Source organism: Steroidobacter cummioxidans (genome assembly GCF_003104955.1).
This window is the reverse complement of the sequence record NZ_LSRW01000067.1, coordinates 44,476-60,659: the sequence shown is the minus strand read 5'-3', so window position 1 is coordinate 60,659 and position 16,184 is coordinate 44,476. Positions and strand designations below refer to the sequence as shown.

Below are 16,184 nucleotides of genomic sequence, written 5' to 3'. Positions count from 1 at the left end.
AAAGAGCGCTTTTCCATGAAGAGAAACACCGCCACGACCACTGCTTCGAACGCACGGCGTGAGGCGATGGGCGGCCTCGCGAAGGGACTGGAAGTCATCCGCGCGTTCACGTACGACTCGCCTTCGTTGACGCTGAGCGAGATCGCCGAAAGAGCGGGCCTGCCGGCCGCGACAGCGCGACGTTGTTTGCTCACGCTGGCGGATCTCGGCTACGTGATGCAGTCCGGCCGAAATTTTCTACTGCGTCCCAAGGTGCTCGAGCTCGGCGCTGCGTATCTCGATTCGATGAACATCGAGGTGCTCACCAAAACCTATCTGGAGGACCTCGCACGGCAGACCGGCGACTCCGCCGCACTCACCGTGCTGGATGGCACTCACATCGTGTACGTGGCCCGCGCGTCGGTGCGCACATTGATGCGATTGGAAGCTCACGTTGGCAGCCGTTTGCCGGCCCATCCCACATCGATGGGACGCGTGTTACTCGCCGGCCTGTCTCCGGAAGGGTTGCAGAATTATTTTGAGCAGGCGGAGATCAGTGCGCTGACCGAGCGAACCGTGACGGATCGTGGCAAATTACGTGCGCTGATCGATGAATGCCGACGTGTCGGTTACTCGGCTGTCGAAGACGAACTGGCTTACGGCGTAGTCGCTGTCGCGGTCCCCGTATTCGACAAGACCCGTCGTGTCGTCGCCGCACTCAACAGCTCCAGTCACTCAAAGAGGATCACACGCGCGAAGCTTGCGACAGAGCGGCTGCAACTGCTACTCAGCGTGAGCGCGCAAATCTCCCGAGAGCTGCAGCGAGTGCCCGGCTTGTCGCTCAGCGCCCAGACGTAACCTGGGCGCTGAGCGCGCATGCACTCGGATCAGCGAATCGCCCGAGAATGGCTCAGCGCAGTCAGCATGCGACTTGATAGCGTGGCACTACTCAGCAGAACAGCGCCTCCAAGTACCAACAGCGCCGTTGTCGTCAACACGGACGGGAAACTGGTTGCATTTACGAGTGCGATCACTCCAAGGGTGATTGCCGCAATGCCTGCCAAAACCTGCGTTGCCGCGGCGCTCGACACTGCCGTGCGCGCCACCCGTCGCGGTGTCGGCGAAATTTCGAGCGCGTCCGCACGAATCTCGTTCAACTGCCGTTGGGTACCGGCCGACACCACGAGCCCAGCACCGCCGGTGATCGCCAGAACGGCAAGCAAGGTAGCCGGCGCGATTCCGACGAGCGCTAAAATTCCCAGAGCGATACACGCAATTCCTACCGCGGCCTCAACGGACATCCCGCCCGAGAGCTCGAAACGGGCCTCCTCGGTTGCCGAAGCTTGCGCCATGAGCTCCGAATGCCGCACGGCCATGGCCGCCCCTTCGATGAGCAACGCAGCGCCGAATGCAATTCCCGCGATCGGAGCCAACCGATTCGGCATGACACCCACCAGCGCCAGAATACTCAAAGCAACTACGGCAATTCCGCCGATGCCCTCGCCAGCGGAGCCGCCCGCCTCTATCTCATAAGTTCGCTTCGTTTCGGTCCGATTCAGTACAGTAGACATCGCTGCAATCTCTCTTCACGCCAACATCCTCGCCGCGCCACCAAACATCGCGTACTAGCGGGCGCTCCATCGAAACAACGAGATGGCCACAAGAGGGTTCCTGAAGAATCGGTTTTCCACGCTGTCAATGCGCACCGGCAAAGCACTCGCTGCGAGCGGCAGGCGCGCGGCCATCGCTAAGGCCCGATCTCACGACAAGCAGCGATCTTCTCTGCATCTTGCACGTCCCACGCTCAACGAGTCTCACTCCTCTTGATCGATGTCGACGCGCGAAGCCGTCGAATTTGTGCATCGCTCTGCGCACCAGGAGCACCCGGGTTCACCGACGCAGAGCGCGACGTTTCATGACCAGATCGTCGCGCAGGAACCACTTCATAACTCAGCTCGTATACGCAGCTGAGACGTCCTCAGCTTTCGTAGCGCCGCCATGCCTCCGATTCCGTATTGCGGGACCCCTCCTTTTCCTGGCGAGCTGCTCACTCGCTTCAATCTGGACCCCGTGCTCATCGGCGTGCTCCTCGCGCTGGCTGTCGGTCACCGTGCGCTCGTGCGAGATCCCCGCATGCGTACTCATGCGTTCGTTGGCTGGGCTATCGCCGCCATCGCTTTGCTCTCGCCATTGTGCGCACTCTCCGTGTCGCTGTTCTCCGCTCGCGTCGCTCAACACATGATTCTGGTACTGATAGCGGCACCGATCATCGCGCTCGCGTTGCCGATATCGATTCCCAGACGAGGCGCACAGTGGCTCTGGAGCGCAACGGGACTGTTCTTCGTCGCACTCTGGTTCTGGCATATGCCGCGTCCCTATGACGCCACTTTCACTTCGACGCCCCTGTACTGGCTGATGCACATCACACTCTTCGGTAGCAGCATCTTGCTGTGGCGAGAGTTGCTGCATCATGCGACAGAACACACCACCACCGCGCTGGTAGCAGGGCTTCTCACATCCACCCAGATGTGTCTGCTCGGCGCAATGCTGAGTCTCGCCGGACATCCGCTGTTCGATGCGCACGTCCTGACGGCGCCTTCGTGGGGCCTGACACCGCTGCAAGACCAGCAACTGGGCGGAATCATCATGTGGGTACCGGGCATCCTGCTCTTTTTGTGGGCCATGCTCCGCTCATTGCTGCGTCTGTTCGGCATGCTCGAGAGGGCGAACGCCGCATGACCTCGTTCCCTCTCAGCTATCTCGATGCCGCGGGCCGACGCGCAGCCGCTGTGTTACCACTGACCTGGGCGGTCATCGCGATCTCTGCGCTCGTGTGCTTGATCATTGCGCTGGTGCTCTGGCGAGCAGTTGTGCGAGCCCGAGCCAACGGCGGAGCTGCCGAAACGCGCGCCGTACCCGTCACTCGCGGTGGCAATGGCGTCCGCTGGATCGGCATCGGGTTGATCATATCCGCCGTTCCCTTGCTCATCACTTTGGTCTGGACCATGGTCGCCCTGGCATCGGTTTCCGGCCCACCGACCCAGACTTCACTCACGCTCGATGTGACACCTCGCCAGTGGTGGTGGGAAGTGCACTACGCCTCGGACAAGCCCGCCGAGACATTCTCGACAGCCAACGAGATCCATATTCCAGTCGGTGTCCCGGTACTCATTCGACTGCACGGGGCCGATGTCATTCACAGCTTCTGGGTCCCCAAACTGACCGGCAAGACCGACGCAATTCCCGGCCAAACCAATCTCAGCTGGATGCAGGCGGACTCACCGGGCCGCTATCGGGGTCAGTGCGCCGAGTTCTGCGGCTTTCAGCATGCGCGGATGGCGTTCGAAGTCGTGGCTCAACCCCAAGATGAATTCGAACGCTGGCGGGCTCAACAATTGAAAGGAGCCTCACCGCCTCAGACCGAGGCAGCACAGCGCGGATTGCAGCTCGTGGAGTTTCGCTGCGGGGCATGTCATCGCGTACGCGGCACATCCGCAGGAGCACGCAGCGCGCCCGATCTCACTCATTTGATGAGTCGGCGGACCATAGCCGCAGGCACCTTATCCAACAACTCCGGCAATCTCGCCGGCTGGATTCAAGATCCGCAGGGCGTGAAACCGGGCTCGTTGATGCCGAACCAGTATTTATCGTCGAGCGAGCTCAACGATGCACTCGCCTACCTGGAGACGCTGCAATGAGGACCGCCGACTTCCGCACGCCCGAAGTTGGTGTGGACAGCAGCGCGCACCGGGCAAGGCTGCAACGTTTGTGGGAGACCGCGCCGGGGATCAAGGGATTCTTCACGACAGTCGATCACAAGGCGATCGGCATCCGTTACATCGTGACGGCATTCTTGTTTCTCGCGATCGGTGGGATCGAGGCACTGGTGATGCGACTGCAGCTCGCCGGTCCCGATCGCACGCTGTTGACACCGCAGCAGTACAACGAGCTGTTCTCCACGCATGGCGTGACGATGATCTTCCTCTATGCGATGCCCATCCTGTCGGGATTCTCGAATTACCTGTGGCCACTGCTGCTTGGCAGCCGCGACATGGCGTTCCCGAGACTGAATGCGTTGAGTTACTGGGTCTATCTGGCGAGCGGAATCTTCCTCTACGTCGGCGTTCTCACCGGCAACGGCCCCAATGATGGCTGGTTCAATTACGTCCCCTACGCTTCGCGAAACTACAACCCCGGACTGAATCAGGACTTCTATGCGCTCGGCATGGTGTTCCTCGGCATCTCCACCAGCGCCGGCGCGGCCAACTTCCTGGTGACGGCATTGCGCACGCGAGCGCCGGGAATGTCGCTCAATCGACTGCCCATCATGGTCTGGGGAACGCTGACGGCGAGCGCTGCGAACCTCGTGGTGATTCCCGCAGTGAGCCTTGCTTTCTTTCTGCTCTGGCTCGACCGACAGTTCGCGACGCACTTCTTCGATGCGAGCGCCGGCGGCCAACCGCTGCTGTGGCAGCATCTGTTCTGGATTTTCGGACATCCCTGGGTCTATGCGATCGTGCTGCCAGCGATGGGCATGGTGTCCGACGGGCTACCTGTCTTCTGCCGCCGTCCGCTGGTCGGTTATTCGCTCGTCGCGCTGTCGACGGTGGCGACGATGATCCTCGGCTTCGGCGTGTGGGTACACCATATGTTTGCCACGGGGTTGCCGAGCCTCAGCCTGTCGTTTTTCTCCGGCGCCTCGATCGCCATCGTCGTGCCCTCCGCCGTCGCGGTATTTGCGTGGCTCGCCACCATCTGGTTGGGCCGACCCGTAATCACGACGGCATTTCTGTTCTTCGCCTCGATGATTCTGTTGTTCGTCATCGGCGGTGTCTCTGGCTTCATGACCGCAAGCGTCCCGGTCGACTGGCAACTCACCGATACCTACTTCGTCGTCGCGCACCTGCACTACGTGCTGATCGGCATCAACGTCTTTCCCGTCATGGGCGCCACCTATTTCTGGTTTCCCAAGATGACCGGACGTTTGCTCGACGAGCGGCTCGGCCGCTGGAATTTCTGGGCGATGTTCGTGGGCTTCAACCTCGCCTTTCTGCCGATGCACTTGACCGGCCTGTACGGCATGCCCCGTCGCATCTACACCTACGCACCTGGCATGGGCTGGGACACGCTGAACCTGGTAACGACGATCGGTAGTTTCCTGTTGGGCGTGGGTGTGTTGCTGTTCGTAGTCAACGTGTGGAAGAGCCTGCGCACCGGAGCACCTGCCGGCGACAACCCGTGGGATGCACCCACACTCGAGTGGTCGACGCCATCGCCGCCGCCACCCTACAACTTCGCTGTGATTCCAACGGTCGCTTCCCGACATCCCCTTTGGGAACATCGTCTCGATGAGGAGGAAGCGCGAACCTCGATCGAGCGCGGCATGCTCCTCGCCACCAGGAAGGAAACGATCGGCACGTCGGCACTCGATGGCGAGCCCGACATGATTCTCGAAATGCCCGAGGACAGTGCTGCACCCTTCATTCTCACCTTGGGTATGACAGCTGTGTTCGTCGGCCTGCTGCTGAAGATGTGGCCGGTCGTCGGCGCCGGCGGCGCAGTGACGGCAATCGCACTGCTCGCGTGGCTGTGGCCGCGGGTGGCATTGCGAGAGCGGGAGCCGGCTCATGACTGAGATAGCTGTCGCGAGCAGCGAACTTGCCGCCTCGGATTCGATGCGCCTGCCCGTTGGTCCGGTCGGTCGCCATGGCCTCGGTTCCTGGGGTGTGGCAATGCTCGTGGCCGGCGAAGCAGCGCTGTTCTCATTCCTCCTGTTTGCCTATTTCTACACCGGCGTCGTAGCGCCCCGAGGCTGGCTGCTCGAGCCCGATCCCACGCTCAAGCTCGCGCTACCCAACACAATCCTGCTGCTTGCGTCCAGTTTCGTTGCCTGGTTCGGCGAGCACGGTGTTCTACATCAGCGTCGCGACCGTGCGCTCCTTGGATTCGGAATAGCTTTCGTGATGGGCCTCGGCTTCGCCATCGTTCAATTCCTGGAGTGGCGCTCGAAGTCGTACGGTTTCGGCGCCTCGAGCTATGCATCGCTGTACTTCGTGACCACGGCGTTCCATATGGCTCACGTGATCGTCGGCCTCGCTGTGCTCGCCGCACTTTTTGCCTGGACCGCTCTGGACTATTTCAGTCCGCGTCGTCGCCTGTCGGTGTCCGCGGGTGTGCTGTACTGGCATTTCGTCGACATCGTGTGGCTGTTCGTATTCACGACCTACTACGTGACCCCTTATCTGGGATTCGCCAGATGAACTCGCGAGCCAGCACGCTAACGCATCACCCCGCTCCGCATCGTGATCGCGTGATGAACATCGAGAGCGCGTTTGGGCTGCTCGGTGGTCCGGCGGGATGGTTCTTGCAGCTCTGCGCGGGCTTTGCGCTCGCGAGCGGCCCCTGTTTTGCCGCTGGTACGCGTGTTGCGGCCGCCGGTGCGCCCTCATGGCCGTGGCCGACGATGATCGCGGCTTCCGTCGTCGGCGTGCTGCTCGGTCTTGCCGCACTACTCGTGTCGTGGCGTATTTTGCAACGAACCAAGCGGGAAACGACCGGCAATCATCGCCACCTGCTCGAGGTCGGCAGCGGACGCACGCGCTTTCTCGCGCTCTGGGGAGTGTGCTTCAGCGCAGGCTTCACGCTCGCGACGCTCCTTACGTTCATCGCCTTCACGACGGTGCCGAAATGCGTGGGCTGATCCTCATGGCGCTGCTCATAGGGCTTGTTGCATGCAGCAGGTCTGAACGGCACGAGCAGGCACGCGAGATCGCTGCTTATCTGTACACGCTGGAGAAGCGCTGATGCGACTCATCCTCACGACTGTCCTGCTCGCCGTTCCTCTAGTCACGCTGGGCCAGACTTTTCCGAGCGCTGTGCCCGAGAACGAAGTCTTCACGCGTGAACAGATTGGACACGCACTGGCAGCGCCAACTCCTGACGTCGGCCAGACGAAACCGAGCAGCGAGAATGCGCCGGAAGACGATGGCCAATGGTCGATGCCCGCCAAGAACCATGCGGCCACGCGCTTTTCTGCGCTCAATGAGATCACATCCGCAAACGTGCGCACACTCGCGCCCGTCTTCAGCTTTTCCCTGGCCGTGAACAAGGGGCAAGAGGCTGCGCCCATCGTCGTGGACAACACGATGTACGTCGTCACGGCCTATCCGAACCTCGTGTATGCGCTCGATCTGACGAAGCCGGGCGCGCCGCTGAAGTGGCGATTCGCACCTTCACCCATTCCCGCGAGCCAAGGCGTTGCCTGTTGTGATGTAGTAAATCGCGGCGGCACCGTCAGCAATGGCAAATACATCTTCAACACGCTGGATGGCCAGACGATCGCACTCGATGTGAACACCGGCCAGCCCGTCTGGCGTACGCGCCTCGGCAACATCAACATCGGCGAGACGATCACGATGGCACCGCTAGTCGCGGATGGGCGCGTCTACGTCGGCAACTCAGGCGGCGAGCTCGGTGTGCGCGGCTGGATTGCCGCACTCGAAGAGAAGACCGGCAAGCTGCTGTGGAAAGCGTTCAATACCGGTCCTGACCAGGACGTGCTGATCGGCGCAGACTTCAAGCCCGCCTATGCATCGGATCGAGGCAAAGATCTAGGCGTGAGCTCGTGGCCGCCCGATGCGTGGCGCATCGGCGGCGGCAATGTCTGGGGATGGATCACCTACGATGCCGAGCTCAAGGCGCTCTATTACGGTAGCGGCAATCCCGGCCCTTGGAATGCAGAGCAACGGCCCGGCGACAACAAATGGACCACCGGCATCTTTGCTCGCGATCCAGCCAGCGGCGCGGCGCGCTGGTACTACCAGATGTCGCCGCACGATCAGCACGACTACGACGGCGTCAACGAACAGATCCTGCTCGACATGCCGTTCGCTGGCCAGATGCGAAAAGTGCTGGTTCATCCGGATCGCAACGGCTACATCTACGTGATCGATCGAACCAACGGCACGGTGCTGTCCGCCGACCCCTACGGACCGGTCAACTCCTCGAAAGGCGTCGATCTCAAGACCGGCCGACTCATCGTCAATCCGGAGAAGTCGACCAAGGTCGGCACCACCGTGCGCAACATCTGTCCCACGGCATCCGGCTCGAAGGATTGGCAGCCCAGCAGTTTCAGCCCGCAAACGGGGCTGATCTACATCCCGCACGAGAACATGTGCATGGATTGGATGAACATGCAGGTGAGCTACATCGTCGGCACACCTTATGTGGGCGCCAATGTGCACATGAAGCCGGGGCCCGGTGGACATCGCGGTGAAGTGACTGCGTGGAATCCGGTCACACGTCAACCCGCGTGGGTCGTCAAAGAAAAGTTTCCCGTGTGGTCCGGCACGATGGTCACGGCTAGCGATCTGGTTTTCTATGGAACGATGGATGGCTGGTTCAAAGCCGTGAACGCGCGCACAGGCGAGCTGCTGTGGCAACACAAGGTCGACAGCGGAATCGTCAGTCAGCCCGTCAGCTATCGGGGCCCCGATGGTCATCAGTACATCGCAGTGCTATCGGGCGTCGGCGGCTGGTCCGGCGCCGTCGTGTCCGGACCTGTCGACCCTCGCGACGGCTCCGCCGCACTCGGCATGGTCAATGTCATGTCCGATCTTCCCAAGTACACGACGGCCGGAGGCACGCTCTATGTGTTCGCGATACCGCACTGAGCTCGCGATTCTGCTTGTCACAGTGCTTGCCGGATGTGGCAAGCATGGGAACGATACGGACTTGCCGGCGCAGCAGTCGGGACAGCGCGGAGTGGTCGTTTCGGCCCTCGTCCCGGGACTCAGCCATACGCCCCTCACGATCAATCCTCGAGCCGCTCCGTACTACGACAATGCAGATGCAGTCATCACGGGTAAGCGACTCTATGTGCAATACAACTGTTCGGGATGTCACTCCAATGGGGGCGGCGGCATGGGTCCATCGCTGATGGACAACGAGTGGATCTACGGGGGCCGCCTCGAACAAATCCACCAGACCCTCGTCGAAGGGCGGCCCCATGGCATGCCCGCTTGGGGCGGCAAGATCCCGGATGAGCAGCTTTGGCAAATGTCCGCATATGTACGCTCGATGTCGCTGCCCGAGACGCTCGCCGCACAGAACGGGCCCACACCGTCGCAAACTCCCGCGCCAGTTCCCAGGTCAGTCGATGAGGATCCGGGCTGGTCGGCACCACCGAATACAACGAACGATTACACCGCCGTACTCGAGGGCCCCAAGTGAAGTGGACGCAAGTGTTTGCTGCAGCACTCGCGCTGCTTGCCGGTACCGCGCAGGCCGCGGGCCCCGACCGTGAGCTCGTAGTCTGTGCAGATCCGAACAATCTGCCCTTCTCCAATGAGGCACTTGCCGGGTTCGAGAATCAGATTGCAGCGTTGGTCGCGCGCGATCTTGGAATGACCTTGCGCTACCTCTGGTGGGCACAACGGCGCGGCTATGCACGCAATACCGTGAACGAAGCGCGTTGCGATTTGTGGCCCGGCATTGCGCAAGGTGTCGACGCGCTCGCCACGACCGTCCCCTATTATCGTTCCAGTTATGTCTTCGTCACTCGCGCCGACCGCCCCTTGAAGGGACTGACACTCGACGACGAACGTCTGCGTCGTCTCTCGATTGGAGTGCAGATGATCGGAGACGATGCGGCCAACACCCCACCCGCCCACGCCGTCGCCCGCCGCGGATTGACCCAAAACGTTCGGGGCTTCATGGTCTACGGCGACTACGAACAGCCGAATCCCACTGCCGCCATCATCGACGCAGTGGCGAGCGGCTCGATCGATGTGGCAATTGTTTGGGGACCGCTCGCGGGCTACTTCGGTCAACGCACGCAAGTGCCGTTACGACTGGACCAGGTCACGCCCACTATCGACGCCGGACAATGGCCCATGTCCTTCGACATCTCGATGGGCGTTCGCAAGACCGATGTCGAGCTACGCCGGCGTATCGATGAAGTGCTTCGCAAAGAGCAGCCCGCCATTCGGCGCATCCTGCACGACTATGGCGTCCCGCTCGCGTCCCAGTGAGCCTGGCGCTCTAGCGCTGCGCCTGTTGCGATAAACTGCGTGGCGGCGCCTGAGATGCGAAATGTTCGGAGAGTAAACGCGCCTGTTCGGTCGTGAGGTTTTTTGCGATCACTTGCATGACCTGAGCATCGGGCCCGCGTCGCGTGCCGGCACGGAATTGCTCGAGCTGTTGCTCCAAATAATCTGCAAATTGCCCGGACAGGTAGGGATATGGCGGTCCCTGCGTCCCAAGCTCGACCGAGTGACATGTCGCGCACGCGGGCACACCCTTGTCTGGCAATCCCTGCTGCTCGATCTCGCTGCCGGCCTGCGCGCCCGCATCAGCTTCCGATGTGGAAGCCAGTAGGGCCGGAGGCGCCGCAACTACAGAGTAGTACAACGCTACATCTTGCCTTTGCTGTGGCGTCAGTGCCTGCGCCACGTCACGCATCGTCGCACTTTCGCGCGCGCCCGATGCGAAATCTTCCAGCGAGCGAGTCAAGTACCTCTGATCCTGACCAGAGAGCCTGGGCAGCGCCGCCGCAGCACCTCCTTCTCCGCGAATCCCGTGGCACTGAAAGCAGGAGAAACATGTGCGCCCCATCTCGCACGCTGCAGTTCCCATCACGACACTTTGCCCTCGCTCGACGGCTGGCTGCGTCCCAGTCTCATGAAGAACGGCCGCTGCGAGATCGAGCTGCGGATTGGCGTTCAAGACTGCATTGGTCACAGGGACGGGAGCTTGCCGGCTCGTGCAAGCACCGAGAGCTATGAAGCTGAGCAGCGCGATTAGGAGCTGCAAGAGCAAGGGGCCGCGCATGCCCAGCCAACGCGGGCACGAGCTGATGGGTTCCGCGAGACACCTGACCGTGTCTTTCTATTGCTGCTCCGCGGCCTGTCCTTTCAGTGGACTCCATGAAAGGCGGCACCTAAAGCAAAGAATACGAACAGTAGCGTAGACGACTGCATGTTCCCTGGCGAGCCTGCTGAACAGTCGGCCGATCAGGAACAAGTAGGTCGCGGTGCCAAGGTCTGCACGGCAAAGAGGACCACCAGCGCTGTCCAATGTCGCTAACAATCTTGGCGCTACTCCCATGCAGGCAGCGCTCGCCCGGTTCCTGCGGCTGGCGCAGTAGCCATCACGGACCCGTCCGTTTGGCAATCTCCGCCATGGTACGTGGTGCTAGAGTGAGCCAATGGAACCGACCCTTGGCTTGCCAAAGTTTCTGCCGCGCTGGCTGTGCTTTGTGGTGGCTTGGATTCTGCTGAGCGTAGTGTTTGCTTCCCAGTTGTATTGGTCCGGCTATGCCCCCTGGCCGGAGGCGCTCTGGCTGGAGGCCGTTCATTGGTTGTCATGGGGCATCGTTGCTCCACTGGTCTTCTGGCTGTGCCGACGGCTGTATCGCGGCGCGCGTACCTGGACGCGCTACTCAGCCGGCCTGCTGGCTGGAGCGGTGGTTATCTCCTTGCTGCAACCGGCGCTCGCCCAGCTCATCATTTATATGAATGAGGGAGTGCAATGGTTGCTATCGATTGCCAATGCTCCTCCACGCTCGTTCCTGCCCACGCTGCACGTAGCCGCGGTCAAGGTCGCCGGATACAACTTGCCCGTCTATGCCGGCCTGGTTCTCGCCTGGCACGCAATGACTTATTACACGGAGCTGCGTGACCGGCAGGTCAAAGCCATGGAGCTGGAATCGCTACTACATCAGGCTCAGCTGCAGACGTTGCGTAGTCAGTTGAACCCGCATTTCCTCTTCAACACGCTGCATTCGATCGCCGAGCTGGTGCACGGGAATCCGAAGCTTGCCGAGCAATTGATCCTGCGCCTGGGCGAGTTGTTGCGGCAGGTATTGAGCTCATCTACCGATCAGGAAGTTGCGCTCGCGCAGGAACTGGCCTTCATCAAAGGCTATGTGGAAATAGAGCAAATGCGCCTGGGTGAGCGTTTGCAGGTGACCTGGGAGATTGCGCCCGAGGCGCTCTCCATCAAAGTGCCCAGCCTGGTCCTGCAACCGTTGATAGAAAACGCAATCCGCCATGGCATCGCGGCCACCGCCCGACCCGGCGTCCTTGCAATCCGGGCCGGCTGCGACGATCGATACCTGCACCTGCAGGTGCGCGACACGGGGCCGGGCCTGCCGCAAGATAAGGTTCAGGTCGGCATCGGATTGTCGAATACTCAGGCCCGTCTGCGTCGACTCTACGGATCCGGACAGCGATTCGAGCTGCTCGATGACAACGGTGTAGTTGTGAATATTCAAATCCCTTTGGCAATGCCCGCATCGGCAATGACCCCATGACTATTCGCACGCTCATCGTCGACGACGAGCCACTGGCGCGTCAGCGACTGCAACGGTTCCTGGAGCCGGCCTCGGACATCCAGTTGTTGCCGGAGTGCGGTGACGGCAAAGCCGCCGTTGCCGCGATTCAGGAACATGAGCCGGACCTGGTGTTTCTGGACGTGCAGATGCCGCACCTGAACGGCTTCGAGGTGCTGAGCACCGTCGGCGTGGAGCGTATCCCGGTCGTGATCTTCGTGACCGCCTTCGATGCATTTGCGCTGCAGGCGTTCGAGGCGCAGGCGCTGGACTATTTGCTGAAGCCATTCGGGCAGGGTCGTGTGCAACAGGCCCTCGAGCGCGCTCGCACGTTTCTCGAAGGGAATGCAAAGCAATCGTTCAAAGATCATTTGGCAGGGCTGCTGCGTACCACCGAAGCGAGCGGCCACGCTGCGCGCGTGCTCGTCAGGAACGGCAACCGTATGCTCGTCGTGGGCCCCGCAGAGATCGATTGGGTCGAAGCCTACGGCGACTACGTGCGGCTGCACGTCGGTCAGCAGTCCCATCTGCTGCGCTCGACGCTCACCGATATGGAGCAGCGGCTGAGACCGGAGGGTTTCGCGCGAATTCATCGTTCGCGGCTCGTCAACCTGGAGCGCATCAAGGAGTTCATCACGGTCTCGCCCACGGAGTTGCTGGTGGTGCTCAAGAACGATGTCCGGCTGAATGCCAGCCCGACCTTCCTGAGGGATCTGCAGCGCCGCCTGGGTGCGGATGCTTGACGCGCCTGCCGCGGAGATTTCCAGAAGTCGTTTCATTTCCCGTCGGCGCCGTCGCACGAAATGGGGCGCTCATCGTTCCCATACCCGGATTCATCGCAGATCGATTTCACGCAGACGCGCGCAATGGCGTAATCGCGGCGGTGAATATCTGGAGAGCCCCACATGGAATGGCAACGTTTTGTTCGCAGATCTGGAAACGACCGACTTATTACGGCTTGCAAGGCGATGTGCGTCATCGGCGCCGTGCTCCTCGGGCAGGCTGCATCTAGCGAGCCACCGACAGAAAAATCGAATCACGCATCTCGCGCGACTGCAGCGACAACCACCGACCGAGTTGGTTTTCCGCAAGACTATCTGACCCGCTTCAAAGTGCTCGGCGTCTTCGTCAACGAGCAGAAGCTGCAGGTGAACACCGTTTATGGCAACGAGCAAGCTGCCACTGTGACTGGCCGCGAGCAGCTGCCCTTTCCGGAAGGCTCCATCATCGTCATGGAGTTTAGCGACGCACTCAGGGATGCGAACAATCAGCTCGTACGTGATGCCAACGGCGCGCTGAAAAAAGGCGCGGTCGAGCACATCGACGTCATGAAACGAGGCAAGGGCTTCGGCGAAGCCTACGGCGCGAACCGCTCCGGAGAGTGGGAATATGCGGGCTATCGGCTGGACGGCAGCTACACGACGCCGCCCGAAAAATCAGTTCAATGCGCCGCGTGTCATCGCAAAGCGGGGCCTGAAAACGATTTTGTTTATCGCATGAACGCCGCGCCGGCCCGCATGTAGGTTGAGCGTGGCCTGGCGAACCGCAGCCTATGCGTCGTTCATCGCGAGCGCGCATGCTCGATGCGTGCTCGTAGCTGCCCGGTGCGCTGCTCGCCGGGCGGTTGCTCTTCGAGCCAGCGCATCGCTTCGTCGGGCTTCTCCGTAGCCCAGATCTGCACCATGTGTTCGAGCGAACCGTCGTCGCGGCCGACGCCAAATTGGTCGGCCACGGCAATGGCCTGCGCCGGATTGGTGGCTGCCAAGGTTCGCGTGGCGATCGTCGCACTTGTCCTGCGATCGGCTGGCTCGAGTGAACTCATCCACTCGATGGCAGCATCGCGATCCATCGTGATCCATTGGCGCGCCACTTCATCGCGCAAGGCATCCCGTGTCTCCCCTGGCTCCTGCCGCGCTACCATGGCAATCACACGATTGGGTTCCTCCCGCAGCAGTTCGGGCAGGACAAAATTGAACGCTGTTTCGCGGTGTTGTAAGTCGCGCGACACGAGCGCGCGCTCGATCGCCAGGTTGAGCTGTCGATTGCGCTCTTGAGCTGCGGAAGCGATTTCGTTGGCCGATGGCGCCCTCTGCATCATCGGCGAGTGGACAGGTGCCGGCACCCGCGCGACCGGTTGCGGGTGCGGCTCGTCTTCATCACTCGTATCTGAAAAGCGCGCCGCGCTCACCGCCGTGAAGACGGCGATGAGCGCTGCCAGGCTTACGGTGATGCGCACGTGTAGTCGCTCGGAACCTGCGTGTTGCCATTCGGACGACTCACCTGGAATCCGAACGCGGTGTTCCCGCCCGCCGCGACCGTTCCGTTATGCGGCGCGTTGCGCGCCGTAACTGTCTGTCCGCTGATGGTGAGCGCGGTGTTCCAGGATCCGGTCACGGTATGGCCTGCTGGCAACGTGAACGTGACTGTCCAGGAATTGATCGTGGCCGTTCCCGTATTGGTCACTCGCGCCGGTTCAATGACGTAACCCGTCTGCCACTGCGTTTGCACGGTCGGCACCACCGAGCAGCCCCCGCCCGTGCCACCGCCTGTCTGGGTCGTCGCGGTCACCGTATTCGACACCGCTGAAAGATTGCCCGCCGCGTCGGTGGCGCGCACCTGATAACGGAAAGTCGTATTCGCGGCCAAGCCAGTGTTCACGAACGAATTGGATGTGGCAGTGGCAATCTGCGTGAACGTGCCGCCGCTCGCGCCGGGCGCTCGCAGCACTTGATAGCCGGTGACTCCCACGTTGTCTGTCGACGCCGTCCACGTCAGCGAGATCGAACTACTGGTCGTCGAGGATGCCGTGAGGCCAGCGGGCGTGCTTGGCGCCTGCGTATCGTTGCCGGGAGTGACTCCCGAGACGTATTCCTTGAGCCACACCATTGCCGGACGCTCCTGTCCGCCAGTGGTAACGAGGCCCGTGCCGTCGCGCCAGGTCTGGCCAACGATGTAGCCCCAGAGCGTGATTCCCTTGACGGCGCTGTGCTCCCAGAAGCCCGGGAACACGTCCTGGTATTTCGCGAGCTGACCTGCATCGCTGCCGTTGGCGACGATATCGAGCTCAGATACCCACACGTCGAGCGCGAGCGTGGCGTAGTCGTTGAGCATCGTCGTGACCGCGCTGCGGTTCATATTGTCGATGTTGAAGTAATGCGCCTGGATGCCGATGCCATCGATGAGGCCGCGGGCTTTCAGCAGATTGATGATGTTCTTGTAGGTGGTGCGCACCGGTGGATCGTTCTCGGTGCCGTACTCGTTGATGAGCAATTTGGCATTCGGACAATTCTGCCGCGCGATCTGGAACGCGGTAATCACCCAGTCCCAGCCCGTCGCGCCATCGCCGCCCAGCGCGGCCTTCCAGGGCAGTGCCGTCTTGATCGGCTCGTTGACCACGTCGATCGCCCAGGTGTTGGGATAACGCTCACAGGCAAGCCGGATCCACTCCTCGATCTCGGCGCGTTGCTGTTGTTGCGTGAGACTCGTAAGCCAGCTCGGAAACTGCGAACCCCACACGAACGTGTGGAATTTGAACTTGTAGCCATTCGCTTGAGCGTGGTTGTACGCCGCGTCGGCCGCGCTCCAGTTCATCTGGTTGCGCGTACCTTCGACGGAAGCCCACTTCGTCGCATTCTCGGGAGTGATCTGATTCCAGTACGTGTTGAAGTTGGCCGGTACGCTGTTGCCGGTGACATTGCCGACGAATTTCGGCTTGCCATTGGCCATCTGCGCCAGCGCCGGTTGGGCGAAACAAGCCGCGGCACCCAGAATCGAGACAATAGATAGGATTCGGCCACTGACGGCCGTGCGAATAGTCATGAGAGTCCCCCTCCATGAACGGATGTAGTAAGTCCTTTACTTCCTCTCCTGCGCG

At 61.3% G+C, this 16,184-nt stretch carries 16 protein-coding genes; 12 read left to right on the top strand and 4 right to left on the bottom strand.

Annotated elements, in window-relative coordinates; translation table 11 throughout:
* Positions 1–15 precede the first annotated feature (15 nt).
* Positions 16–837, top strand: coding sequence for an IclR family transcriptional regulator domain-containing protein (locus tag D0550_RS26455; RefSeq protein ID WP_116812204.1), 822 nt, complete (start codon positions 16–18; stop codon positions 835–837).
* Positions 838–866: 29 nt separating this feature from the next.
* Here D0550_RS26455 and D0550_RS26450 read toward each other — a convergent pair whose 3' ends face one another.
* Positions 867–1,451 carry a hypothetical protein gene (locus D0550_RS26450; RefSeq protein WP_206606557.1) on the bottom strand — a complete coding sequence of 195 codons (585 nt, stop codon included), beginning with the start codon at positions 1,449–1,451 and terminating at the stop codon, positions 867–869.
* A gap of 526 nt (positions 1,452–1,977) precedes the next feature.
* Between D0550_RS26450 and D0550_RS26445 the strand changes: the two genes are divergently transcribed.
* The 8 genes from D0550_RS26445 (at position 1,978) to D0550_RS26410 (ending at position 10,010) form a co-directional block, all read left to right on the top strand.
* Positions 1,978–2,718: a cytochrome c oxidase assembly protein gene (locus tag D0550_RS26445; protein WP_116812202.1), complete on the top strand. Its 741-nt coding sequence runs from the start codon at positions 1,978–1,980 to the stop codon at positions 2,716–2,718.
* A complete protein-coding gene (gene coxB, locus D0550_RS26440; RefSeq protein ID WP_116812201.1) occupies positions 2,715–3,677 on the top strand; it encodes a cytochrome c oxidase subunit II in 963 nt (320 codons plus the stop codon). The genes D0550_RS26445 and coxB overlap by 4 nt, the downstream gene beginning before the upstream one ends.
* Positions 3,674–5,614 carry a cytochrome c oxidase subunit I gene (ctaD, locus tag D0550_RS26435; protein WP_116812200.1) on the top strand — a complete coding sequence of 647 codons (1,941 nt, stop codon included), beginning with the start codon at positions 3,674–3,676 and terminating at the stop codon, positions 5,612–5,614. The genes coxB and ctaD overlap by 4 nt, the downstream gene beginning before the upstream one ends.
* Entirely contained in the window at positions 5,607–6,239 is a 633-nt protein-coding gene (locus tag D0550_RS26430) for a cytochrome c oxidase subunit 3 (protein ID WP_116812199.1), read from the top strand. Before ctaD ends, D0550_RS26430 begins: the two co-directional genes overlap by 8 nt.
* Positions 6,236–6,679 (top strand): hypothetical protein, encoded by a 444-nt coding sequence (locus D0550_RS26425; protein ID WP_116812198.1) that lies wholly within the window; start codon positions 6,236–6,238, stop codon positions 6,677–6,679. Before D0550_RS26430 ends, D0550_RS26425 begins: the two co-directional genes overlap by 4 nt.
* 103 nt (positions 6,680–6,782) lie before the next feature.
* Positions 6,783–8,651 carry a methanol/ethanol family PQQ-dependent dehydrogenase gene (locus D0550_RS26420; protein WP_116812197.1) on the top strand — a complete coding sequence of 623 codons (1,869 nt, stop codon included), beginning with the start codon at positions 6,783–6,785 and terminating at the stop codon, positions 8,649–8,651.
* Complete coding sequence (locus D0550_RS26415; protein WP_116812196.1) at positions 8,629–9,210, top strand: c-type cytochrome; 582 nt, start codon at positions 8,629–8,631, stop codon at positions 9,208–9,210. The genes D0550_RS26420 and D0550_RS26415 overlap by 23 nt, the downstream gene beginning before the upstream one ends.
* Positions 9,207–10,010, top strand: a complete 804-nt coding sequence (locus tag D0550_RS26410; protein ID WP_161966064.1) for a quinoprotein dehydrogenase-associated putative ABC transporter substrate-binding protein — start codon at positions 9,207–9,209, stop codon at positions 10,008–10,010. The genes D0550_RS26415 and D0550_RS26410 overlap by 4 nt, the downstream gene beginning before the upstream one ends.
* Positions 10,011–10,020: 10 nt before the next feature.
* Here the strand turns inward: D0550_RS26410 and D0550_RS26405 are convergent, their stop codons facing one another.
* Positions 10,021–10,593 carry a c-type cytochrome gene (locus D0550_RS26405; protein WP_275129286.1) on the bottom strand — a complete coding sequence of 191 codons (573 nt, stop codon included), beginning with the start codon at positions 10,591–10,593 and terminating at the stop codon, positions 10,021–10,023.
* A gap of 592 nt (positions 10,594–11,185) precedes the next feature.
* Between D0550_RS26405 and D0550_RS26400 the strand changes: the two genes are divergently transcribed.
* The 3 genes from D0550_RS26400 to D0550_RS26390 all read left to right on the top strand — a co-directional run bounded on the left by D0550_RS26400 (position 11,186) and on the right by D0550_RS26390 (position 13,833).
* Positions 11,186–12,292, top strand: a complete 1,107-nt coding sequence (locus D0550_RS26400; RefSeq protein ID WP_116812193.1) for a sensor histidine kinase — start codon at positions 11,186–11,188, stop codon at positions 12,290–12,292.
* Positions 12,289–13,053, top strand: a complete 765-nt coding sequence (locus D0550_RS26395; protein ID WP_116812192.1) for a LytR/AlgR family response regulator transcription factor — start codon at positions 12,289–12,291, stop codon at positions 13,051–13,053. The genes D0550_RS26400 and D0550_RS26395 overlap by 4 nt, the downstream gene beginning before the upstream one ends.
* A gap of 225 nt (positions 13,054–13,278) precedes the next feature.
* Entirely contained in the window at positions 13,279–13,833 is a 555-nt protein-coding gene (locus D0550_RS26390) for a cytochrome P460 family protein (protein ID WP_161966062.1), read from the top strand.
* 38 nt (positions 13,834–13,871) lie between these two features.
* Here the strand turns inward: D0550_RS26390 and D0550_RS26385 are convergent, their stop codons facing one another.
* Together D0550_RS26385 and D0550_RS35660 are read right to left on the bottom strand one after the other, a co-directional pair.
* Positions 13,872–14,546, bottom strand: a complete 675-nt coding sequence (locus D0550_RS26385) for a hypothetical protein (protein WP_116812190.1) — start codon at positions 14,544–14,546, stop codon at positions 13,872–13,874.
* Positions 14,531–16,129, bottom strand: coding sequence for an endo-1,4-beta-xylanase (locus tag D0550_RS35660; RefSeq protein WP_206606555.1), 1,599 nt, complete (start codon positions 16,127–16,129; stop codon positions 14,531–14,533). The genes D0550_RS26385 and D0550_RS35660 overlap by 16 nt, the downstream gene beginning before the upstream one ends.
* Positions 16,130–16,184: the final 55 nt, after the last annotated feature.

Coding starts and splice junctions, on each gene's coding strand:
- D0550_RS26455 (WP_116812204.1), top strand. CDS start 16: ATGAAGAGAAACACCGCCACGACCACTGCTTCGAACGCACGGCGTGAG.
- D0550_RS26445 (WP_116812202.1), top strand. CDS start 1,978: ATGCCTCCGATTCCGTATTGCGGGACCCCTCCTTTTCCTGGCGAGCTG.
- coxB (WP_116812201.1), top strand. CDS start 2,715: ATGACCTCGTTCCCTCTCAGCTATCTCGATGCCGCGGGCCGACGCGCA.
- ctaD (WP_116812200.1), top strand. CDS start 3,674: ATGAGGACCGCCGACTTCCGCACGCCCGAAGTTGGTGTGGACAGCAGC.
- D0550_RS26430 (WP_116812199.1), top strand. CDS start 5,607: ATGACTGAGATAGCTGTCGCGAGCAGCGAACTTGCCGCCTCGGATTCG.
- D0550_RS26425 (WP_116812198.1), top strand. CDS start 6,236: ATGAACTCGCGAGCCAGCACGCTAACGCATCACCCCGCTCCGCATCGT.
- D0550_RS26420 (WP_116812197.1), top strand. CDS start 6,783: ATGCGACTCATCCTCACGACTGTCCTGCTCGCCGTTCCTCTAGTCACG.
- D0550_RS26415 (WP_116812196.1), top strand. CDS start 8,629: ATGTGTTCGCGATACCGCACTGAGCTCGCGATTCTGCTTGTCACAGTG.
- D0550_RS26405 (WP_275129286.1), bottom strand. CDS start 10,593: ATGGGGCGCACATGTTTCTCCTGCTTTCAGTGCCACGGGATTCGCGGA.
- D0550_RS26400 (WP_116812193.1), top strand. CDS start 11,186: ATGGAACCGACCCTTGGCTTGCCAAAGTTTCTGCCGCGCTGGCTGTGC.
- D0550_RS26395 (WP_116812192.1), top strand. CDS start 12,289: ATGACTATTCGCACGCTCATCGTCGACGACGAGCCACTGGCGCGTCAG.
- D0550_RS26390 (WP_161966062.1), top strand. CDS start 13,279: ATGTGCGTCATCGGCGCCGTGCTCCTCGGGCAGGCTGCATCTAGCGAG.
- D0550_RS35660 (WP_206606555.1), bottom strand. CDS start 16,129: ATGACTATTCGCACGGCCGTCAGTGGCCGAATCCTATCTATTGTCTCG.